Genomic DNA, 19199 nt, shown 5'->3' on the forward strand with positions numbered 1-19199 from the left:
TCGTCGATGGCGCTCAGGGTGTCGTCGACCGACTGCCCCTGGGTGAACGCCGCCTCGAGCTGGTCCTGCATCGCGACGGTGATCTCGGCCAGGTAGGGCGACGTCAGCTGCTTCACGTCGGAGGGCTCGATGGTGGTCGCCTGCTCGACGAAGACCGGCATGACGTCCGGCCGCACCGCGAAGTCGATCGACGAGGCGTCGACGTCGGTGCGGGTGGGCAGCTCGTTGGTGGCGGCGCAGAACTCGGTCATCGCGTCGGCCGAGGCCATGAAGTTCAGGAACTCCGTGGCGAGCTCGCCCTGGTCGGTGTCGGCCGTCGCGACGAGGGCGTTGCCGCCGAGGTCGGTGGCTCCGCGCTCGTCGACGGGCAGGGGCACGGCCGTCCAGTCGAAGTCGGTCGACGCGAGCTCGGGCACGAGGAACGAGCCCACGAAGGCCATCGCCGTCGTCTGCTCGCTGAACAGCGTGTCGGCGTACGAGGTCGACTTGACGCTGCTGGTCGGCGGCACCCACTGCTGGTCGAAGAACGACGTCGTGAAGGCGAGCGCCTCGGCCGCCTCGGGCGAGTCGATCTCGCTCGTCGTGCCGTCGTCGCCGAGCAGCGCGCCGCCCGACTGGAAGAGCCAGCTGAGCCAGCGGGGCGTGCCGCCCTGCTGCCAGTTGACGACGAAGGGGTACTGCTCGGCCGGGAGGCTCGTGCGCAGCGCCGCGGCGACCTCGCCGAACTCATCCCACGTCCACGCGTCGGCCTGCGTGGTCGGCAGGTCGGTCACGCCCGCCGCCGCGAGCAGCTCGGTGTTGACGAGCAGCGCCGAGACGTCGGTCTGGTGCGGCACGCCGTAGACGGCGCCGTCGTACGAGACGGCCTCGAGCATGGCGGGCTGGAAGGAGTCTTCGTCGTCGACCTGGCCGGTGAGGTCGAGCAGCTGGCCCTGGCTCGAGTAGACGCCGAGGTTGCCGTAGTCGACGCGGAACACGTCGGGGGCGTCACCGGTGGAGAGCTGCGCGTCGATGTTCGAGAACATCTGGTCGTAGGGCACGACGTTGAGGTCGACCGTCGCGCCGTCGTGCTCGCTCTCGAACTGGGTGACCAGGGCCTCGAACGACTCCTGCTCGGACTCGCTCGCCCAGGTCGTGAAGGTCAGCGCGCCGTCGGCGTCGTCGTCGGAGCCTCCGGTGAAGCCGCTGCAGCCGGAGAGGCCAGCGGCCAGGGCGAGGGTCGCGGCGGCTGCCACGGTCGTGCGTCGGGTCGTCATGTCGGTTCTCCTGGCGTCGGTTCGGTCGGGATCTGTGCGGATGTCGTGGCAGGAGCGGGGAGGCGTTCCTCGACGAGGGACACGAGGCCACGCGGCCCCAGCAGGTCACGGAGACCGGCGTGTACCCCGACCGCATCCGGGTCGTGCTGCGCAGAGTGTGCTCCCTCACGCGTCGTGAAGGCCGCCGTCACGTCTTCCAGGGCCCGGACGCACGCGAATCGGATGAGCCGGCCCTCGTCGAGGGCGGCGTCGCCGTACCCCGCACGGAACGCCGCCCGGTGCTCCGGCTCGACGGGCAGCCCCGGCAGGACCCCGAGCTCGACCAGCACGAGATCGACCTCGCGGGGCGCGACGGTGGCCTCGTCGAGGTCGATCAGCCAGGGCCGACCCCCGTCGTCGACGACGACGTTGCCGAGGTGCGGATCACCGTGGCAGGGCACCCGCGGTGCGGGTCGGCGCTCGGCCTTGAGGCGCAGGGCCGTCGCCTCGAGCTGTCGGAGGCGCCCCCGGTTCGCCCGCCAGAGGTCGGTGAGCTCGGGGTCGGCCGTCGAGGCAGCACCGTCGTCGCCCAGGAGGGCGTCCAGCTCGCGGAGGCGGACGCGTGCCCGCCGCCCCGCGCGCTTGACGCCGCTCCGGAGCGGCGCGATGCCGGCCGGGGGCCGTTGCGAGTGGATCCGTCGCACGACGGCGCCCAGCTCCGACCACTGGCCGAGGTCGAGCCCGCGGCCGTCCTCCGCGGCGTCGTCGCCGAGCACCCAGGGCGACACGGAGACCATCGAGCCCTCGTGCTCGGACCACAGCTCGCCCGCCAGGGTCGGCAGGGGAGCGACGACGCCGGGTGCGCCCCCGAGGGAGGCGGCCAGCGCGAGGCCGAAACGGCAGTCGCGCCGCGTGGCCTTCACCGACCACAGGTCGCCTGAGCCGTCCTCCACCTGCCAGACCGAGGCGTCGGGGTCGAGACCGCCGACGATAGGCACGTCGGCCACAACGACGAGGCCCCACGCGGCGAGGGGCGGAGGCGGCGTGCGCGTCGAGCGCGCGGGAGGCTGCACCGGGCCAGCGTGTCACCCGCCACCGACATCGCGCCTCCGGCCGGGCGACGCGGCCCGGCGATCCGCCTCCGGCCTCGGCGTCCCGCCGGCAGCGTCACGCCCCGGGCGTCGCGAGCTCCCCGGTCGTGTACTGGGCGCGGCCGAAGCCGAACGACCAGTCGGCGGGCGTGTTCTCGACGAACCCGATCACGAGGTCCTCGCCCGCGACTCCCACCCCGGCCAGGGCCTCGGCCAGCGCGCGGAAGAACTCCTGTTTCTCGTCGGTGCTGCGCCCGGCCTGCGTGAAGATCTGGATGACGACGACCTGCTCTGAGCGCTCGATGCCGAGCCCGACGTCGAGGGCGGTCAGGCGGCCGGGTGCGTGCTCCGTGACGATCTGGAAGCGGTCGCGCTCCGGCAGCCCGTAGACGTCGACGAGGGTCTGCATGAGGGCGTCGCCGATCGCGGCGATCTGGTCGTCAGAGCGACCCTCGACGAGGTCGATCCTGATGAGGGGCATGTGTTCTCCTGTCGTGGGGCGGGAGCGGGCGCTCCTGGTCGAGCTGTACTCGGGGGCCTGGGTCACCCCTCGCTCGAGTCCGACCACACGGCCTCCGCGCCCGAGTGGCCGATCCGGACCGTCGTGACGATCCCGCCGATGCTCGTGCCGACGGCCAGCACCATCAGCACGACGCCGACGACCAGTCGTGCGCTGCCGCGGACGGCCGGGCGCTGTCGCTGGGCCTCGGGGGTCAGCACCCAGCGCTGCCAGATCCACTGCGCCACGGCGACGACGAACACCGCGATCGCCCAGGGCAGCAGGGTGTCGCCCAGCTGCGTGTGGGCCTCGAGCAGGGCGCTGCCGCCGACCCGCTCCTCCAGTGCCTCGCCCGACGAGGTCGCGAGCGGCACCGCGATCAGCGAGACCAGGGCGATGAGCGGGGTGATGACGCCCAGCCGCCGCCGCAGCGCCGTCCAGAACGCCCCGACCAGGACGAGCAGCGACGCCGTCGGGAACGCGACGGTGACGAGGTGGACGATGAGCGGGTGCAGGGGGAGGCCGTCGAACTGCCAGTCCATGGACGTGCTTCTCTCTCGAGGGGGTGGAGGAACGGGGGTCAGACGCGGAGGGCGGGCTGAGCCGGTCGCCGTACCGTGAGGACGACGACCAGGGCTGCGATGGCCAGGAGGAACACGACGCTCGTGACCGTCGAGCCGAGGCCGAGCCCGCCGTCGCCCACCGGCTGCGACAGGAAGTCCCCGACGGAGGCGCCGAGCGGGCGGGTGAGGACGTACGCGGCCCAGAAGGCGAGCACCGACCCGACGCCGGCGAACCGGTGCGCCAGGGCGACGACGACGATGGCTGCGGCGAACAGCAGCGCCGAGGGCAGGTAGCCGAGGGCCAGCTGTTCGCCGAGGAGGTCGCCGACCGCGGTGCCGAGCGCGAACGTCATCAGCACGGCTGCCCAGGAGAACGACTCGCGACGGGGCGTCGTCACCTCGTGGATCGACAGGGTGCCCTCGACGCGGTGCCAGACGGCGAACACGACGGCCAGCGCCACCGCGAAGACGGCCGTCGAGACCCAGAGGCTGACGCCGAGCGAGTCGGTCAGCGTGTCGGTGAGGAGGGTGCCCACGACGCTGATCAGCACGACCGCGAGCCAGTAGACGACGGGGACGTAGGCCCGCGTCCGGAACTGCACCACGAGCGCCACGACGAGCAGGGCCGCCATCACGACGCTCGTCACGGTGAGCCCGAGCCCGAGGCCGTCGGCGAGGAAGTCGGCGAACGTCTCGCCGACGGTGGTGCAGAGCACCTTGATCACCCAGAACGCGAGGGTGATCTCGGGGACCTTGCTCAGCAGGGCCCGGCGCTCGAGGGCCGTGGCCCCGCTCGGGACAGCGCGTGTCGTCATGCCACCACGGTCGGGGGTCGCTTCCCAGGAACCCCCCAGAAGCCACCGAGGGCCCGCGTCGAGGAGGCGCGCGGCCGGTCGGCAGGGCGTCTGGGCGGTTCCTGGGACGGTGGCGCGGAGCCTGCGTGCATGACCGTCCTGCACCGCCCGCCCTCGCCGGCGCTCCCCCGCGGCCGCACCGCGCCTCCTCTCTTCCCGGCCGTCCGCGCCGTCATCCACGACCGAACATGGGCCGTGGGGGGCGCGACGGGCATCACCGGCGTCGTCGTCGCCGGGCTGCTGATCACGTCCGGAGCCGGCGGCGTGATCGAGGTCGACCTCGACCTCGTCCAGCACGTGAGCCGCGCGCACCTTCCCGTGCTCGACGAGGCCGCGCTGCTCGTCGACCGGCTGTTCGGGCCCCAGCTCGGGGCCGCCCTCGTGCTGCTGCTGACCGTCGCGGTGTGGGTCGTGAGCCGTCGAGCGGCCGCGGCCCTGACGGTCCTGGGCGTCGCCGTCGGTCCGTGGGCCGCGGCCGAGCTGGTCAAGCTCGTCGTGCAGCGCGATCGGCCCGACCCGGGGCTCCTCGCCGACCCGTTGATCGTCGAGCCGCACTCCTTCTCGTTCCCCAGCGGGCACACGGCCCTCGCGACCGGGCTCGCGCTGGCGATCGTGCTGCTCGCAGCGGGGCAGCGCCGCGCTCTGGTCGTCATCGTGACCGGCGCGGCATCGGCTGCGGTGGCGGTCGTCGGGCTGTCGCGCGTCTGGGTGGGCGTGCACTACCCGAGCGACACCGTCGCGTCGGTCGCGCTCGGCTGCTCGGTCGTCGCGCTGGCCCTCCCGTCGTGGCTGCGCCTTCTCGACCACCTCGACGACCACCGCGGCGCCGCCCCGCCCGTCGGGCCGTCGGCACCGAACTCCCCCACGACCACCGACCCAGGACGGACCCGCGCGTGAGCATCCTCGACCCCCAGACCCTCCTCGCCGGCATGGGCCCCTGGGCCCTCGGCGGCCTGTCGCTGATGATCTTCGTCGAGTCGGGCCTGCTCTTCCCCTTCCTGCCCGGCGACTCCCTGCTGGTCACCGCGGGCCTGCTGCACCCGAGCCTCGGCCTGAGCGTCGCCATCATCGCGCTGTGCGCGTTCCTCGCCGCGGCGGCCGGCGACCAGGTCGGGTTCTTCCTCGGCCACCGCTTCGGGCGCCGCTGGTTCCGCCCCGACGCCCGCGTGCTGAAGACGGCGCACCTCGAGCAGGCCGAGGCGTTCTTCGAGCGCCACGGCGGCGCGGCGCTCGTCCTCGGCCGGTTCGTGCCCGTCGTCCGCACCTTCGTGCCCCTCGCCGCCGGCACCAGCGGGTACCCCTACCGGAGGTTCGTGGTCTGGAACCTCACCGGGGCGTTCCTGTGGGCCGTCGGCATGACGGTGCTCGGATCCCTGCTGGGTGGCCTACCGTTCGTGGCGGACCACATCGACCTGCTCGCCGTCGGGCTGGTCGTCGTGTCGGTGCTGCCGATCGTGGTCACGGCCCTCCGGCGTTCGCACGCCGCCCGGGCCGAGGAGCGAGCCACGGCGACGACGAGAGGCGAGGAGGCGGCGGGTGACCGGTCCTGACGCGCGCCCGCGCCTCTTGCTGGTCGAGGACGACCCGCAGCTCGGCCCCATCGTGGCCGAGGTGCTCGGCGAGGCCTGGCGGGTCGACCTGGTCGCCGACGGCCTGCGGGGCCTCGACGCCGCCCGGGCCGGCGGGCACGCCGTGCTGGTCGTCGACCGCCGCCTCCCGGGGCTCGACGGCACCGCGCTGGTCGCGGCGCTCCGTCGTGAGCACGTGACGACGCCGGTGCTGATGCTGACGGCCCTCGGCACCACGGCCGACCGTGTGGCCGGGCTCGACGGCGGCGCCGACGACTACCTCGTCAAGCCGTTCGAGTTCGACGAGCTCCTCGCCCGGCTGCGCGCCCTGACCCGCTCCTTCGCCGTCGAGGAGCGATGGCTCGACATCGGCGAGGCGCGGCTCTGGCCCGACAGCCGCATCGTCGTCACGCCCTGGGCGAGCCGGGTCGTGCTGAGCGAGCGCGAGTGCGCCCTGCTCGCCGAGCTGGCCCGTCGGCCCGACCACACCTTCGACCGGGCGGACCTGCTCGCCCGGGTGTTCCCGCACGGGGAGCAGCTCGGCACCGTCGACACGTACGTCAGCTACCTGCGGCGCAAGATCGACCGCGACGTCGTGCTCACCGTGCGGGGGAGCGGCTACCGGGTGGGGGCGCTGTGAGCGCGCGACGCCGTGGGGGCGGCACCGCCACCGACGCGGAGTCCGAGGCCCTGCAGGCCGCCGCCCGGTCGATCGGTCGGCAGATCGTGCTCGTCTCCGCGTTCGTCGTCGTGGGGGCCCTCGCGCTCACGATCGCGTGGGTGCTGCACCAGACCGTGCCCCGGGAGCGGCTCGAGCAGGCCGTGGCCGCGGGCCGGGGCGAGATATTCGTCTCCGCCACCGACGTCGTGGCGGGCCTGGTGGTGCTCGGCCTCGGCGGGGTGGTCTTCGCGGGCCTGGTGACGGTGGTGATCGCCAGGCGTGCCGTCCGGCCGCTCGGCGAGGCGCTCCGCCTCCAGCGGCAGTTCGTCGCCGACGCGAGCCACGAGCTGCGAACGCCCCTCGCCGTGCTCGACGCCCGGCTGCAGGCGCTCCAGCGGGCGATCGCCGGAGGCGCGGCGACGGCCGACGAGCGGGTCACGACCGACCTCGCGAGGCTGCGCGACGACTCCCGGGCCCTCGTCGACATCGTCGGCGACCTGCTCGAGGCGGCGGGGCGCGACCCGTCCGAGGCGGCGCTCGCCGAGCCCGTGGTCGTCGACGACGTCGTCGAGGACGTGCTCCGTTCGATGTCCGTGCTGGCGGAGGAGCGCGGCGTCGCCCTGCAGCACGACGGGGCGGCCGCCGCTCGCGTCCCCGTGCCGCCCGCGAGCCTGCGGCGGGCCGTGCTGGCCCTGGTCGACAACGCGCTGAGCCATGCTCCGTCAGGGTCGACGGTCACCGTGTCCACGCGCGTGGACGGAGGCGCGGCGGTGCTGTCGGTCACGGATCGCGGGGCGGGCATCACGGGCATCGACCCGGCTCGCGTCTTCGACCGGTTCGCCCGGGCCGACCCGCCCCCGGCCGCACCGGCTGCTCCGGCCACGGTGGTCGCACCGGCCGCCGGCCCGGGCCGCCGCCCGAGCTTCGGCATCGGCCTCGCGCTCGTCCGCGAGATCGCCCTCCGCCACGGCGGCAGCGTCCGGGTGGCAGCGACAGCCGCGACCGGGACGACGCTCGAGCTGGCCCTGCCCGTCGCGGCGACCTCCGACTAGGCGAGGCACAGACCTCGCGGCCCGGCCCGGGAGGGCGCCGCCTAGAACGGCGCGACGCCCGAGCGGTCGGTGAACGTGCCGGTCGGCCCCTGACCGCCGCGGGTCGCGAGCTCGACCACGGCGTCGGTGCCCTCGGTCACCGTCTGGTGGCCGCTGTTGCCGTTGAGGTCGGTGGCCGTGTAGCCGGGGTCGGCGGCGTTGACGCGGATCTCGGGCAGGGCCTTGGCGTACTGCACCGTCAGCATCGTGACGGCCGCCTTCGACGCCGTGTAGAGCGGCGCGACGACGGTCGACTCGATGCGGTCGGCGTCGTGCACCGCCGTGAACGACCCGAGGCCGCTCGTCACGTTGACGATGGTCGGGGCCGACGAGCGGCGGAGCAGCGGCAGGAAGGCCGTCGTCGTGCGCACGATGCTCGCGACGTTGGTGTCGAGCACCTCGAGGGCGTCGGCCCCGGTGAGCTGGTCGGGCGAGGAGTGCGACCCGGTGATGCCCGCGTTGTTCACGAGGACGTCGAGGCCGCCGGCCGCGCCGATCGTCTCGGCGGCCGCGGCGACCGAGGCGTCGTCGGTGACGTCGAGCTGCACGAAGCGGGCGCCGAGCTCGTCGGCGGTCGCGCGGCCCCTGGCCTCGTCGCGGGCCCCGATCCAGACCGTGTGGCCGGCCTCGAGGAGGCGCCGGGCGGTCTCGCGCCCCAGCCCCTTGTTGCCCCCGGTGACGAGGGTGGTCGTGGTCGCGGCGGTGTCGGCGGAGGTGGTGTCGGGGGAGGGGGCGGTGCCCGTGGCGGGCGTGTCGGTCGTCATGACCCGAGTCTCCGCCCTGACCCCGGTGCCCATCCAGGCCCGCCCCGTCGGGAGGACTCGCAGTACCACCCCGCCGGCCCTCGGCGCTGCGAGACTGACGAGGTGGACACCCCTGCCGGCGACCTCGGCGCCCTGCTGCGCGCGTGGCGCGACCGCCTCTCGCCCGTCGACGTCGGCCTGCCCGCCGGCGACCAGCGCCGGGCCGCGGGCCTGCGGCGGGAGGAGCTCGCCGCGCTCGCGGGCCTCAGCGTCGACTACGTCGTGCGGCTCGAGCAGGGCCGGGCGCAGCACCCGTCGGCACAGGTCGCCGCGGCGCTGGCGCGGGCCCTCCAGCTGAGCGACGCCGAGCGCGACCACCTGTTCGTGCTCGCGGGCCTCGTGCCGCCCTCGCCCGCCACCGTGCCCGAGCACGTGCCGCCGGGGGTGCAGCGGCTGATCGCGCGGCTCGGCGAGACGCCGCTCGCGGTCTTCACCGCCTCCTGGGACCTGCTCAGCTACAGCCCTCTCTGGGGCCGCCTCTTCGGCGAGCCCGTGGGCGAGGGCGGCGAGCGGCCGAACCTGCTGCGGTCGTGGTTCGGCGCCACCGGCGCTATCACGCCGGGCGAGCGCGTCGAGCACGGGCGCGACGGCGGCCTCCGGGCGTTCGAGGCCTCGCTCGTCGCCGACCTACGGCGGGTGCACGGCCGCTACCCGGGCGACCCGCGCGTGCGACGCCTGATCGACGACATGACCGTGGCGAGCGAGACCTTCCGCGAGCTCTGGCGCACCGGGGCCGTCGGTGAGCACGTCTCCGAGCGCAAGGTGATCCGCCACCCGCTCGTGGGCGACGTCGAGCTCGACTGCGACGTGCTCACCGTGGCGGGCACCGACCTGCGCCTCGTCGCCTACACGGCCGCGACCGGCTCGCCCGCGGCCGCCGCCCTCGACTTCCTCCGCGTCTCCGCCGTCACGGCCGACGCCCGCTGAGGCGCCCCCGGCCGCGTCCCGCGCTCCGTGGTGCTGTACCCCGGCGCGCATAGCTCGTCGCCGCCCCGCAGCCGACCGGTCGACGACCGCCCGTGGCCCTGTCCCCCGAACGGGAAACGCGGGCGACTGTCCGATTCACGCAACTAGCTAGACCGTCTAGCTGTTGGGTGTCATGATCGTCCCGTACCGGTTCACGGCGGTACGCGGCCCTGGCGACAGGGCCGACCACCCGGTCACCACGGTCACCGACGGCAGCGCAGGGCTGCCAGAGACGAGCAGCACCATGAGCCTCATCCACGGCAGCAGGAGCCCCTTCTCCGAGATCCGCGACGCGGATCGTCAGATCACGCTCCTCGTCATCGCCACGTCGGCGCTGGCGACCTGCGGCACCGCGATCGCCGGCATGCTCGTCGTCCTCGGCGCCGGCGCGTGACCGCCTCCGTCGCGATGGTCGACCACCTCGACCTCCCGATGACCGAGCCCCTCGACCTGGCGGAGCTCTTCACGAGCGACGCCGCCTGACGCACCCGCGTCGCCCCGGCCCGTACCAGCCGCCCACGTCGTGGGGGGCCGATGAGGGCTACGTGCAGAGCCTCCCCCGGGAGGCTCTCCGCACGTCCGGGGGCGGCCGGGTCAGGCCGCGCCGACCAGCGCCAGGTCGTCGAGGTCCCAGGTGGGCGCCGCGTAGGGGCGCCCCCACCCGTCGCGGAGCCGCGTGACGGCGCGGTCGTACGCGTCGAGGAGATCCATGCGCGGCCGCACCATCGACTGCAGCTGCAGACCCTCGTAGAGGGCGAGCAACTGTTCCGCGCCGCGGGCCGGCGCCATGGTCGCGGGCTCGCGCCCGAGCTCGACGTCCCGGCGCAGGCCCTCGGCGACCATCCGGTGGAACCGGCTCCAGTCGCCCTGCAGCAGCTCGGAGAGCGGGTGCCCGGGAGTCGCGGCCACGTTGACGAGGGAGCTCAGCAACCGCATCAGCGACGGGTCCTCGATGTTCGACTGCACGATCCGGCGCAGGAAGAGCACGGTGCCGTGCGACGCCATGACCGGCAGGAGGGGAGAGGTGCGCTCGGCCGTCCAGCGGTCGACGGCCGCGAGCAGCAGGCCGTTCCAGTCGGGGAAGTGCGCGGTCACCGCCTCCAGGGGCAGCCCTGCGGTCTCGGCCACCGCCTCCAGCGTGGTCTCGTGGAAGGCCCGGTGCCGGAAGGTCTCGATGGCGGCGGCCACGACGCTGCGGCGCAGCTCGACGTGGGCCGACTCGGCGTAGAAGTCGTCGGGGGAGGCGTTCTGGTCGTTCACGACAGCAATGTCACCAGAGCTGCGCGGCCCTGACGAGTCCCCGTTCTGGGGAAGGCCCGGGGAGGCGCGAGGTGCGTCGGTCGGCTGCAGCGCGGGCCGAGGGCGGTCGCCTCAGCCGCGCCGCGCGGTCACCACGAGCAGGTGATCTCCGCGAGGGCGTGGTCGAAGGCCGTCGTCGGCTCGAAGCCGGGGCGCAGCAGCATCTGCAGCTGGAGGCCCTCGAACAGCGCGATGAGGGTCGTCGCGAGCGCCTTGACGTCGACACCGGCGGGCACGACGCCCTCGGTCACGTCGAAGGCGAGCCCCTGCTGCACCATGGTGTGGAAGTCGCAGTACCGGTCGCGGAGGTAGAGCGACGCGAGGTGTCCGGGGTCGGTGCCCTCGACCGCGAGCGACAGCAGCGTGCGGGAGAGCGCGGGGTGCTGGGCGCTGTAGGCGACCAGCCCGCGCATGAAGCCGAGCGTGGCGCCGCCGGCGGTCTCGCGGGCGACCTGCTCGAACCGGTCCTGGTTCCAGCGGTCGAGGGCCGCGAGCACGAGGCCGAGCCACGACGGGAAGTGGCGACGGACGGCGGCGACGCTCGTCTGGGCGGTCTGGGCGACGTCCTCGAAGCTCGTCCCGGCGTACCCGAGGCGCTCGAGCGTCTCGACGGTCGCGACGACGACGTCCTTGCGGTCGGCGACGGCGAGGTCGAAGGCGCTCGGATCAGGGGCGGTCGTCTCGATCGTCACGGTTCTCCTCGAGGGGTGGTGGGGTCCTCGGCCTCAGCTTGTCGGTGTCGGCCGCCGCCTGCCACGCCCCCTTCGGGGGCGGAGGGAGCCGCGCCGTCGGGGGCTCCGGCGTGCCCTGTGGAGAGAGCGCGCCCCGCCTCGTGCCCGCTGCTACGGTGAGGTCGCTCGGTTCCGGGGGGATCCACGACCGGACGAGCAGCTGCCCTGCTCCGTTCCATCGACTCCTCAGGAGAGAACCATGACCACCCCCCAGCCCTACGGCGCCGCTGGTGCCCCCGTCAAGACCGACAAGACCAACGTCCTCGCGATCGTCGGCATCATCCTCGCCTTCTTCGTGCCCCTCGTCGGCGTGATCCTCGGCTTCGTCGCGCGCTCGCAGATCAAGCGCACCGGCGAGAAGGGCAGCGGCCTCGCGCTGGCCGCCATCATCATCGGCCTCGCGCTGATCGTCATCGGCATCATCACGAGCGTCGTGCTCGGCATCGCCGCGGCGAACTCGGGCGTGTCGACCTACTAGGTCGAGCACACCACCTGGCCACGGGCCGGACGGCAGGAGGCGCGGTGAGCGATCACCGCGCCTCCTCGCGTTCCCGGGGCTCGTCAGCCGCGCCGCGCCGCGCCCGGACGCTCAGGAGGCCGGGACGCTCAGGAGGCCCCGAGGGCGACGAGCATGCCGGCCACGAGCATGCCGCAGGCCGACACCGCCGACGTCGCGACGACCAGGAGCGTCGTGCGACGCTCGGCCTCCCGCACCTCCGAGAAGGGCGAGGCCTCGGCGAACGGAGACTGTCGGAGGATGCTCATGGCGGTTCTCGTTCCTGACGGCCCTGCGCCGTCGTCCGTACCGGGCCCCGCGGGGCCGCATCGCCGTGAATCGATGCGCATGCATACTCACACACGGATAGCTAGATCGCCTAGCTACACCAGCTAGAGGTCGCGCTCAGCGGACAGGGCCCGCGACCAGCGGACCGTGACGGTCAGGAGGCCGGGCCGAGCAGCACCGCGAGCATCGTCGCGGCCGAGCCGACGAGGAAGATCGCGGTGCCGAACTGCATCGTCTTCGTCTTGTTGCGGTCGGAGACCGGCACGCTCACCTCGAGGATGGGGCAGCCCGACCAGCCGATCAGGCCGAGGCTCAGCGCCACGGCGCCGGCGCCGACCCAGAACAGCACCTCGCCGGGCGTCGACAGGAGCTCCGGCCGCCAGCCCGAGAGCAGCACCGCCGCGAACGCCACGGCCACGGCCACCACGCCGCCGACGAACCACAGCGTGCCTGTCCACATGATCCGCTGCAGGTTCTCGACCGGGCCCATCAGGTCGCGCCCGCCGGGCAGCGGGGGCTGGCCGACCGTGGGGGCGGAGTCGGGCGAGGAGGCGGGGGTGCGGGGGGTCGGGTCGGTGTCGTTCACCCCCCTACGCTGCCACTGATCGCGCCGGAACGTGCACACGACGCACGTCTCCGTGCGTCAGCGCTGCAGCGTCGCGCTCGGGTACTCGCCGAAGCGCTCGCGGTACGTGCCCGAGAACCGGCCCAGGTGGCCGAAGCCCCACCGGCGGGCCACGTCGGCCACGGTCGCCCGCCGGGGGTCGAGCTCGGCGAGCTCGGCCCGGGCCCGGTCGAGGCGGACGGTGCGGAGGTAGAGCGTCGGCGTGGTGTCGAGGTGGCGGGCGAACGCCGCCTGCAGCCCGCGGCTGCTGAGGCCGACCGCGGCCGCGGCGTCCGCCACGGCGATCGGCTCGTGCGCGTGGTCGCGGAGGTACTCGACGGCGCGGCGGAGGCGCGAGCCGGAGGCCACCAGGGCGAGGGGCGACGACGCCCCCGCCTCGTGGGGGAAGGTGTCGAGCACGGCCAGGGCGAGGTGCCGGTCGGCCTCCGACCGGGTCAGCAGCGGGGTCGCCGCGTCGAGCAGCAGGGGCGTCGTGGCCGCCAGCACGCGGCGCCACCGGGCGAGGGCGTCCCGGCCCGGCTCGGCGGCGTGGTGGAAGAGCAGGCGCCCGGGCTCGACGCCCTCGTGCTCGGCGGCCAGGCCCTCGAGGTAGCCGCCGTCGAGGTGGACGAGGTTCTGCCGGTAGTCGGCGTAGTCGAACTCGTACGCCCGGGTGGGCGCGACGTGCGGCACGTACAGCGTCTGGACCGTCTCGTCGCGCCCCACGTCGGTCACGCCGTGGCCCTCGTGCAGCCACGAGACGATGTACTCGCGCGTCTCCTCCGCGACGCCGTGGGCGGTGCCGCGGAACTCCGACGTGCGGAGCGTGACGACCGCGTCGCCCGTCGAGGTGTAGCGGTACGAGAACGGGCCGTCGCCGTGCTCGAGCCGGAAGCCGTCGCCCGGGTAGGCCGTCTCGTAGAGCAGGCGCGCCTCGTCGAGGTCGCGGCCGTCCGTGGCCGACCTCGTCATCGAGCCGTCTGCGTCATCCATCCCGACCCCGATCCTGGCACGGCCCGGGCCGTCCTCCCATCCGCGTCTGCCACGATCGGTCCGACCGACCCCGACCGGCAGGAGCCGACCCATGGACAACGCCCAGATCGCCACCTTCTTCACCGTGCTCATCAGCGCCGTCACGGTCGCGGGCCTCGGCCTCGTGGTCGCGTCGTTCGTGGCCATGGGCTCCTCGAAGTAGGGCCCCGCGCAGCTGTCGGGCGTCGTGGCTACTCTCGACGCATGAGACCGCTGCAGCAGACCATCATCGCCGAGCTCGCCGTCGCCCCGCAGATCGACCCCGCCACCGAGGTCGAGACGCGCGTGGCCTTCCTCCGTGACTACCTGGAGACCACCGGCGCCGCGGGCTTCGTGCTCGCGGTCAGCGGCGGTCAGGACAGCACGCTCGCCGGTCGTCTCTGCCAGCTCGCCGTCGAGGGCGTGCGCCGCGACGGCGGCGAGGCCGAGCTCGTCACGGTCCGCATGCCCTACAAGGTGCAGGCCGACGAAGACGACGCGCAGCTCGCGCTCGGCTTCATCGACGGCGCCGAGGGCCTGGTCGTGAACATCCAGGGCGGGGTCGACGGCACCGCCGGCGACGTCGCCGCCGCCCTCGGGGCGCCCGTCAGCGACTTCGCGAAGGGCAACGTCAAGGCCCGCACCCGCATGGTGGCCCAGTACGCGATCGCGGGCGAGCGCGGTCTGCTCGTCGTCGGCACCGACCACGCGGCCGAGGCGCTCACCGGCTTCTTCACGAAGTACGGCGACGGCGGGGTCGACCTCACGCCGCTCACCGGGCTCAGCAAGGGCCAGGGCGCCGCCCTCCTCCGGCACCTCGGCGCGCCGGCCCGCCTCTACGAGAAGGCGCCGACGGCCGACCTGCTCGACGAGACGCCCGGCCAGACCGACGAGGCGAACCTCGGCCTCACCTACGCCGACATCGACGCGTACCTCGAGGGGCGAGACGTCGACGACGCGACGGCCGAGCTGATCGAGCAGCGCTACCTCGCCACCGAGCACAAGCGCCGCGTGCCGGCCACCCCGCACGACACCTGGTGGCGCCGGGCCTGAGCCCGCGCCGGCTCCCCTCACCGGCTCCCCGCCCCGCGGGGCGGTCCGGGGAACGCGCCGGTCGGTGCGCTCCCCGGACACCCTCCGGTCGCTCCCAGGGCGCGGGGCCAGTGTCGGGGTCACATCCGACACGACACGAAGGAAGGCAGCCATGCCCACCATCACCGTCCCCTCCGCCACCGGCCCCGAGGTCGAGCTCCACTACGAAGACGCCGGCAGCGGCGCGCCCGTCGTCCTGATCCACGGCTGGCCCCTCAGCGGCCGTTCGTGGGAGGGCCAGGTGCCCGCGCTCGTCGAGGCCGGCCACCGGGTCATCACGTACGACCGCCGGGGCTTCGGCCAGTCGTCGCAGCCGTGGGACGGCTACGACTACGACACCTTCGCGGCCGACCTCGAGGCCGTGCTCGACGCCCTCGACCTGCACGACGTGACGCTGATCGGCTTCTCGATGGGCGGCGGCGAGCTGGCCCGCTACGTGAGCACCTACGGCCAGGGCCGCATCGCGAAGCTCGTCTTCGCCAGCGCCGTGCCGCCGTACCTGTACAAGAGCGACGACAACCCCGAGGGCGGCGTCGACGACGACCTCGCCGCGTGGTTCCACGACGGCATCGTGGGCGACCGCCCCGCCTTCCTGGAGGAGTTCGTCCGCATGTTCTTCACCGCCGGCAAGCCCTCGCTGCTCAACGGCCCGAAGGTCAGCGACGCCCAGATCGCCTACAACGTGGCCATCGCCGAGATGGCGTCGCCCAAGGGCACGCTCGACTGCACCGTGGCGTTCGCGACCACCGACTTCCGCGACGACCTCACGAAGATCACCGTGCCGACGCTCGTCATCCACGGCGACTCCGACAACACGGTGCCGTTCGAGGTCAGCGGCGCGCGCACCCACGCGGCGATCGCGGGCAGCGAGCTCGTCGTGATCGAGGGCGGCCCGCACGGCGTCACCGTCTCGCACAAGGACGAGTGGAACCGCCACGTGCTGGCGTTCCTCGCCAAGTAGGCCCTCCTGCACGACCCGGCCCGCGCCTCCTCGTCACCGGGGAGTCGCGGGCCGCGTCGTGCGCGCCGGCCCGGTCAGCGGGTCGGCGGCTCCGGGTCGGCCGCGAGCTGCGCGCCGCGGACGGCGTCGTGGGCGGACGGGCCCTCGGCGACGCTGTCGCCGCCGCGGCTGCCCCGCTCGCCGCCGAGCAGCAGGTTGAGGGCGATCGCGACGATCGCCCCGGCGCTGATGCCGGAGTCGAAGACGATCGTGAACCACGACGGGAACCGCTCGTAGATCGTCGGCGACACCGTCGGCAGGAGGCCGACGCCGACGGCGAGGGCGACGACGAGCACGTTCCGGTCGGTGAACCGCACCGTCGAGAGGGTGCGCACGCCGCTCGCCGCGACGATGCCGAAGAGCGCGACGCCGGCCCCGCCGAGCACGGCGAGCGGCACGGCCTCGACGACGGCGCCGAGCTTCGGCACGAGCCCCAACGCGATCAGCATCACGCCGGCGCAGGTGGCGACCCAGCGCGACTTGACGCCCGTGATGCTGACCAGCCCCACGTTCTGCGCGAACGCCGTGTACGGGAAGGTGTTGAACACCCCGCCGAGCACGGTGGTGAGCCCGTCGGCGCGGAGCCCGTCGGCCAGGCGGCGGGGCGTCAGCGGCCGGTCGACGATCTCGCTGACGGCGACGATGTCGCCGGTGGTCTCGGTCATGATCACGAGGCCGACGATGAGCATCGAGATGACCGCCGCGGCCGGGAAGGTGGGCAGCCCGAACTGGAACGGCGTCGAGAAGCCGACCCACGGCTGCTCGCCGACGCCGCTGACGTCGACGAGGCCGAGCGGCACGGCGGCGAGCGTGCCCACGACGAGCCCGAGCAGGATCGACAGGCGCCCGAGGGCCGGCGGGGCGAAGCGCTCGATCAGCACGATGACCGCGAGGGTGCCGGCGGCGAGGGCGACGTTGACCGGCGGTGCCCCGTCGGTGGCGCCGTCGATCACCCAGCCGCCGGCCACGCTCATCAGCGAGAGGCCGATGACGAGGATGACCGTGCCGGTCACGAGCGGCGGGAAGAACCGCACGAGCTGCGAGAAGACGGGGGCGATGGCGAACATCATCAGCCCGCACATGATGACCGAGCCGTAGATGGCGCCGACGCCGTGCTCGGTGCCGATGGTGATCATCGGTCCGACCGAGGCGAAGGTGCAGCCCTGCATCAGCGGCAGGCGGGCGCCGACCCGCCAGACCCCGACCGACTGGAGCACCGCGCCGATCCCGGCGACGAAGAGGTCGGCGGTGATCAGGTGCGGCAGGGCGCCGGGGTCGAGCCGCCCGGCCTCGATCAGGGCGGTGCCGATCACGAGCGGCACCGCGACGGCGCCCGCGTACATCGCCAGCACGTGCTGCAGGCCGAGCGGCAGCAGGCGGCGGAGCGGCGGCACCTCGTCGACGGGGTGCCGCGGCCCCTTCGGGCTCGTCGTCGTCGCGCCCACGACGGTGGCGGGGGCGGTCGGGGGGTGGTCGCTCATGCTGCTCCTCGCTGGGCCCCCGGCGGGGCCCCCTGACAGCTTGGCGTGCCCCGGGGGCCGCGCCGCGCCTCCGCCCTGATGTTTCACATGACCGTAACGCGGGAGGCGTGGGTCGCCCCCTACAGGACGATCGCGTCACGCGCCCAGATCACATAGCCCACGTCGTGCTCCAGCACCAGTTCTCGGCGAGACGTAACAGGGAACGCTCAGGCGTGGTTCAGTGGTCGGAGCGGCTGACCCGGCCGCTCTCGCATGTCGCAGACATGACAACATCAAGGAGAACACCATGATCGGCCTCATCATCAGCCTTCTCGTCATCGGGCTCATCGCCGGTGCCGTCGCTCGCCTCGTCGTCCCGGGCAAGCAGAACATCTCGATCCCCATGACCATCCTGCTGGGCGTCATCGGTTCGTTCGTCGGTGGCTTCCTCGCCTACCTGCTCTTCGGCAGCGACAACGCGGACGGCTTCTTCCAGCCCTCCGGCATCATCGGCTCGATCATCGGCGCCATCATCGTCCTCGTGATCTACATCCAGGTCACCGGTCGTCGCAGCCGCCGCTAGGCAGCAGCAGCACGGGCACGGCCCGTCGCGCACCGAAGGGCCCCGGCACTCGCCGGGGCCCTTCGTCGTACCCCGGCGCCGCGGCCGCACCGGGGCGGGGGTGTTGGGTGGCCGCATGATCATCGTCACCGGACACCTGCTCGTCGACCCGGAGCTGCGCGACGACTACCTCGCCAGCCGTGCCCCCGAGATCGAGGCCGCGCGCGTCGCGCCCGGCAACCTCGACTACGCCCTCTCGCCCGACGTCGTCGACCCGGGCCGCGTCAACGTCGCCCAGCGCTGGGTCTCGGAGCAGGCGCTCGACGACTTCCGGGGAGAGGGCACGTCGGAGGAGGACGAGGCCGAGGTGCGCGAGTCGCACGTGCACGACTACGCGCTCACCGGGCCGGAGGAGCCGTCGCTCTCGCCGGACGGCGACCTGGTCTGAGGGGCCGCCCTAGTCGGTGCCGTCGATCCCGCCGAGGCGCTCGAGCACCCCGGTGAGGATCGTGCCGGCGGGGTCGGGCAGCACGTGGTGGTTGAGGTAGATGCCCTCGAGCCACGACAGCACCTCGTCGGCGGGCATGCCCACCGCCGCCCAGTCGACGCCGGGCACGGCCCGGGTGACGGGCTGCTCGGTGCCGGGCCGCAGCCAGGCCTCGGCGATGGGGGAGTCGGGCGTGCCGTCGGCCGCGGCCGTCCAGAGCAGGGCGATCGGGTGCTCGCGGTCGTCGTCGACGCCGTGGTCGAGGGCGCCGTGCGCCGACTCCTCGACGTGGTCGTGCTCGACGTGGCCGGCGCCGAGCCACGGCAGGGTCAGCAGCTCGCCCTCGATGTCGACCTCGATCAGGTCGAGCTGCGTGGGCTCCTCGACCTCGCAGACCCAGAGGGTGAGGCCGGCGTCGTGCCAGGCGGCCGCGTCGTCGACGTCGTCGAGCAGGTCGGGCACGAGCTGGTGGAAGTCGGAGAGGAGCGCCGACGACCAGTGGAGCAGCTGTCGTGTGTCGTCGCCGTTCCAGGGGCTGACGTCGGTGTCGTCGCCGCTGAGGTCGTGGAAGTGGTGCTCGATGCCCGTGGGCGCGGTGTCGAGGTGGATCTGCCCCGTGCCGAAGCCGACGTAGAGCGTGCTCTGCTCCGTCTCGTCGTCCCACTCCGCGAAGAGGTTCGGGGCGCCGAGGGTCGTCGGCAGGGGCAAGCTGGCCGCGCGCCGGGTGCCGAGCGCGAAGACGGCGCGGAACCGCGTCGTCGGAAGCCGGAGGCTCATGTCAGTCACGGGGTGGTGGTCCAATCTCGATCGGCTCCACAGTACGGCCTCCCCGGCGCCG

23 protein-coding genes and 1 pseudogene are annotated in these 19199 nt (G+C 73.6%); 11 read left to right on the plus strand and 13 right to left on the minus strand.

Features of this window, described 5'->3' with window-relative positions; all coding sequences use genetic code 11:
- From ASF82_RS16335 to ASF82_RS01570, 5 genes and pseudogenes are all read right to left on the minus strand, one after another.
- Positions 1–1256: pseudogene (locus ASF82_RS16335) on the minus strand (sugar ABC transporter substrate-binding protein); the annotation flags it as partial.
- Positions 1253–2242, minus strand: a complete 990-nt coding sequence (locus ASF82_RS01555; RefSeq protein ID WP_056052500.1) for a phosphotransferase enzyme family protein — start codon at positions 2240–2242, stop codon at positions 1253–1255. The pseudogene ASF82_RS16335 and the gene ASF82_RS01555, both read right to left, overlap by 4 nt.
- 160 nt (positions 2243–2402) lie before the next feature.
- On the minus strand, positions 2403–2807 hold the full coding sequence (locus tag ASF82_RS01560; RefSeq protein ID WP_056052505.1) for a tautomerase family protein: 405 nt from the start codon (positions 2805–2807) through the stop codon (positions 2403–2405).
- 62 nt (positions 2808–2869) lie between these two features.
- Positions 2870–3367, minus strand: a complete 498-nt coding sequence (locus ASF82_RS01565) for a DUF2231 domain-containing protein (protein WP_056052508.1) — start codon at positions 3365–3367, stop codon at positions 2870–2872.
- A 38-nt stretch (positions 3368–3405) separates the two neighbouring features.
- Positions 3406–4203 (minus strand): hypothetical protein, encoded by a 798-nt coding sequence (locus ASF82_RS01570; protein ID WP_056052511.1) that lies wholly within the window; start codon positions 4201–4203, stop codon positions 3406–3408.
- Between the two features lie 129 nt (positions 4204–4332).
- Between ASF82_RS01570 and ASF82_RS01575 the strand changes: the two genes are divergently transcribed.
- Genes ASF82_RS01575 through ASF82_RS01590 form a run of 4 tightly spaced genes read left to right on the plus strand, consistent with a single transcriptional unit; the run spans position 4333 to position 7523 of the window.
- Positions 4333–5139, plus strand: a complete 807-nt coding sequence (locus tag ASF82_RS01575; protein WP_056052514.1) for a phosphatase PAP2 family protein — start codon at positions 4333–4335, stop codon at positions 5137–5139.
- Complete coding sequence (locus ASF82_RS01580) at positions 5136–5792, plus strand: DedA family protein (RefSeq protein ID WP_235491134.1); 657 nt, start codon at positions 5136–5138, stop codon at positions 5790–5792. Before ASF82_RS01575 ends, ASF82_RS01580 begins: the two co-directional genes overlap by 4 nt.
- Positions 5779–6450, plus strand: a complete 672-nt coding sequence (locus ASF82_RS01585) for a response regulator transcription factor (protein ID WP_056052517.1) — start codon at positions 5779–5781, stop codon at positions 6448–6450. Before ASF82_RS01580 ends, ASF82_RS01585 begins: the two co-directional genes overlap by 14 nt.
- Positions 6447–7523, plus strand: coding sequence for a HAMP domain-containing sensor histidine kinase (locus ASF82_RS01590; RefSeq protein WP_056052520.1), 1077 nt, complete (start codon positions 6447–6449; stop codon positions 7521–7523). The genes ASF82_RS01585 and ASF82_RS01590 overlap by 4 nt, the downstream gene beginning before the upstream one ends.
- Before the next feature lie 41 nt (positions 7524–7564).
- Here the strand turns inward: ASF82_RS01590 and ASF82_RS01595 are convergent, their stop codons facing one another.
- Positions 7565–8326, minus strand: coding sequence for an SDR family NAD(P)-dependent oxidoreductase (locus ASF82_RS01595; protein ID WP_082514205.1), 762 nt, complete (start codon positions 8324–8326; stop codon positions 7565–7567).
- 102 nt (positions 8327–8428) lie between these two features.
- Between ASF82_RS01595 and ASF82_RS01600 the strand changes: the two genes are divergently transcribed.
- Together ASF82_RS01600 and ASF82_RS15435 are read left to right on the plus strand one after the other, a co-directional pair.
- On the plus strand, positions 8429–9292 hold the full coding sequence (locus ASF82_RS01600; protein ID WP_056052523.1) for a helix-turn-helix domain-containing protein: 864 nt from the start codon (positions 8429–8431) through the stop codon (positions 9290–9292).
- A gap of 283 nt (positions 9293–9575) precedes the next feature.
- Positions 9576–9725 (plus strand): hypothetical protein, encoded by a 150-nt coding sequence (locus ASF82_RS15435; RefSeq protein ID WP_156369883.1) that lies wholly within the window; start codon positions 9576–9578, stop codon positions 9723–9725.
- A 200-nt stretch (positions 9726–9925) separates the two neighbouring features.
- On the opposite strand, the gene ASF82_RS01610 is transcribed toward ASF82_RS15435, so the two are convergent.
- Both ASF82_RS01610 and ASF82_RS01615 read right to left on the minus strand, forming a co-directional pair.
- A complete protein-coding gene (locus tag ASF82_RS01610; protein WP_056052528.1) occupies positions 9926–10591 on the minus strand; it encodes a TetR/AcrR family transcriptional regulator in 666 nt (221 codons plus the stop codon).
- Positions 10592–10719: 128 nt separating this feature from the next.
- On the minus strand, positions 10720–11322 hold the full coding sequence (locus ASF82_RS01615; protein ID WP_056052533.1) for a TetR/AcrR family transcriptional regulator: 603 nt from the start codon (positions 11320–11322) through the stop codon (positions 10720–10722).
- Positions 11323–11560: 238 nt separating this feature from the next.
- Between ASF82_RS01615 and ASF82_RS01620 the strand changes: the two genes are divergently transcribed.
- Positions 11561–11839 (plus strand): DUF4190 domain-containing protein, encoded by a 279-nt coding sequence (locus ASF82_RS01620; RefSeq protein ID WP_056052536.1) that lies wholly within the window; start codon positions 11561–11563, stop codon positions 11837–11839.
- Positions 11840–11967: 128 nt separating this feature from the next.
- Here ASF82_RS01620 and ASF82_RS15440 read toward each other — a convergent pair whose 3' ends face one another.
- From ASF82_RS15440 to ASF82_RS01630, 3 genes are all read right to left on the minus strand, one after another.
- Positions 11968–12126, minus strand: a complete 159-nt coding sequence (locus ASF82_RS15440) for a hypothetical protein (protein WP_156369884.1) — start codon at positions 12124–12126, stop codon at positions 11968–11970.
- A gap of 173 nt (positions 12127–12299) precedes the next feature.
- The gene (locus ASF82_RS01625) at positions 12300–12731 is read right to left on the minus strand and encodes a hypothetical protein (RefSeq protein WP_056052539.1); all 432 of its coding nucleotides are present in this window, start codon (positions 12729–12731) and stop codon (positions 12300–12302) included.
- A 57-nt stretch (positions 12732–12788) separates the two neighbouring features.
- On the minus strand, positions 12789–13742 hold the full coding sequence (locus ASF82_RS01630) for a helix-turn-helix domain-containing protein (RefSeq protein WP_056052542.1): 954 nt from the start codon (positions 13740–13742) through the stop codon (positions 12789–12791).
- A 243-nt stretch (positions 13743–13985) separates the two neighbouring features.
- Here ASF82_RS01630 and nadE point away from each other — a divergent pair, with 243 nt between their 5' ends.
- Together nadE and ASF82_RS01640 are read left to right on the plus strand one after the other, a co-directional pair.
- Entirely contained in the window at positions 13986–14813 is an 828-nt protein-coding gene (nadE, locus tag ASF82_RS01635; protein WP_056052545.1) for an ammonia-dependent NAD(+) synthetase, read from the plus strand.
- A 151-nt stretch (positions 14814–14964) separates the two neighbouring features.
- Positions 14965–15813, plus strand: a complete 849-nt coding sequence (locus tag ASF82_RS01640) for an alpha/beta fold hydrolase (protein WP_056052548.1) — start codon at positions 14965–14967, stop codon at positions 15811–15813.
- 74 nt (positions 15814–15887) lie between these two features.
- On the opposite strand, the gene ASF82_RS01645 is transcribed toward ASF82_RS01640, so the two are convergent.
- Positions 15888–17333, minus strand: coding sequence for a nucleobase:cation symporter-2 family protein (locus tag ASF82_RS01645; RefSeq protein WP_082514213.1), 1446 nt, complete (start codon positions 17331–17333; stop codon positions 15888–15890).
- Between the two features lie 286 nt (positions 17334–17619).
- Between ASF82_RS01645 and ASF82_RS01650 the strand changes: the two genes are divergently transcribed.
- Entirely contained in the window at positions 17620–17895 is a 276-nt protein-coding gene (locus ASF82_RS01650; protein WP_056052552.1) for a GlsB/YeaQ/YmgE family stress response membrane protein, read from the plus strand.
- A 115-nt stretch (positions 17896–18010) separates the two neighbouring features.
- On the plus strand, positions 18011–18322 hold the full coding sequence (locus ASF82_RS01655) for a putative quinol monooxygenase (protein ID WP_056052556.1): 312 nt from the start codon (positions 18011–18013) through the stop codon (positions 18320–18322).
- A 9-nt stretch (positions 18323–18331) separates the two neighbouring features.
- Here ASF82_RS01655 and ASF82_RS01660 read toward each other — a convergent pair whose 3' ends face one another.
- Positions 18332–19147 (minus strand): hypothetical protein, encoded by an 816-nt coding sequence (locus ASF82_RS01660; protein ID WP_156369885.1) that lies wholly within the window; start codon positions 19145–19147, stop codon positions 18332–18334.
- Positions 19148–19199: the final 52 nt, after the last annotated feature.

This window comes from Frigoribacterium sp. Leaf164 (assembly GCF_001423665.1).
Taxonomy (GTDB): Bacteria; Actinomycetota; Actinomycetes; order Actinomycetales; family Microbacteriaceae; genus Frigoribacterium; species Frigoribacterium endophyticum.

Bases quoted from the DNA above. Each gene is read 5' to 3' on its own strand.
- ASF82_RS01645 (WP_082514213.1), bottom strand. From the start codon at position 17,333: ATGAGCGACCACCCCCCGACCGCCCCCGCCACCGTCGTGGGCGCGACG.
- ASF82_RS01595 (WP_082514205.1), bottom strand. From the start codon at position 8,326: ATGACGACCGACACGCCCGCCACGGGCACCGCCCCCTCCCCCGACACC.
- ASF82_RS01565 (WP_056052508.1), bottom strand. From the start codon at position 3,367: ATGGACTGGCAGTTCGACGGCCTCCCCCTGCACCCGCTCATCGTCCAC.
- ASF82_RS15435 (WP_156369883.1), top strand. From the start codon at position 9,576: ATGAGCCTCATCCACGGCAGCAGGAGCCCCTTCTCCGAGATCCGCGAC.
- ASF82_RS01640 (WP_056052548.1), top strand. From the start codon at position 14,965: ATGCCCACCATCACCGTCCCCTCCGCCACCGGCCCCGAGGTCGAGCTC.
- ASF82_RS01560 (WP_056052505.1), bottom strand. From the start codon at position 2,807: ATGCCCCTCATCAGGATCGACCTCGTCGAGGGTCGCTCTGACGACCAG.
- nadE (WP_056052545.1), top strand. From the start codon at position 13,986: ATGAGACCGCTGCAGCAGACCATCATCGCCGAGCTCGCCGTCGCCCCG.
- ASF82_RS01575 (WP_056052514.1), top strand. From the start codon at position 4,333: ATGACCGTCCTGCACCGCCCGCCCTCGCCGGCGCTCCCCCGCGGCCGC.
- ASF82_RS01570 (WP_056052511.1), bottom strand. From the start codon at position 4,203: ATGACGACACGCGCTGTCCCGAGCGGGGCCACGGCCCTCGAGCGCCGG.
- ASF82_RS15440 (WP_156369884.1), bottom strand. From the start codon at position 12,126: ATGAGCATCCTCCGACAGTCTCCGTTCGCCGAGGCCTCGCCCTTCTCG.
- ASF82_RS01650 (WP_056052552.1), top strand. From the start codon at position 17,620: ATGATCGGCCTCATCATCAGCCTTCTCGTCATCGGGCTCATCGCCGGT.
- ASF82_RS01620 (WP_056052536.1), top strand. From the start codon at position 11,561: ATGACCACCCCCCAGCCCTACGGCGCCGCTGGTGCCCCCGTCAAGACC.
- ASF82_RS01630 (WP_056052542.1), bottom strand. From the start codon at position 13,742: ATGGATGACGCAGACGGCTCGATGACGAGGTCGGCCACGGACGGCCGC.
- ASF82_RS01655 (WP_056052556.1), top strand. From the start codon at position 18,011: ATGATCATCGTCACCGGACACCTGCTCGTCGACCCGGAGCTGCGCGAC.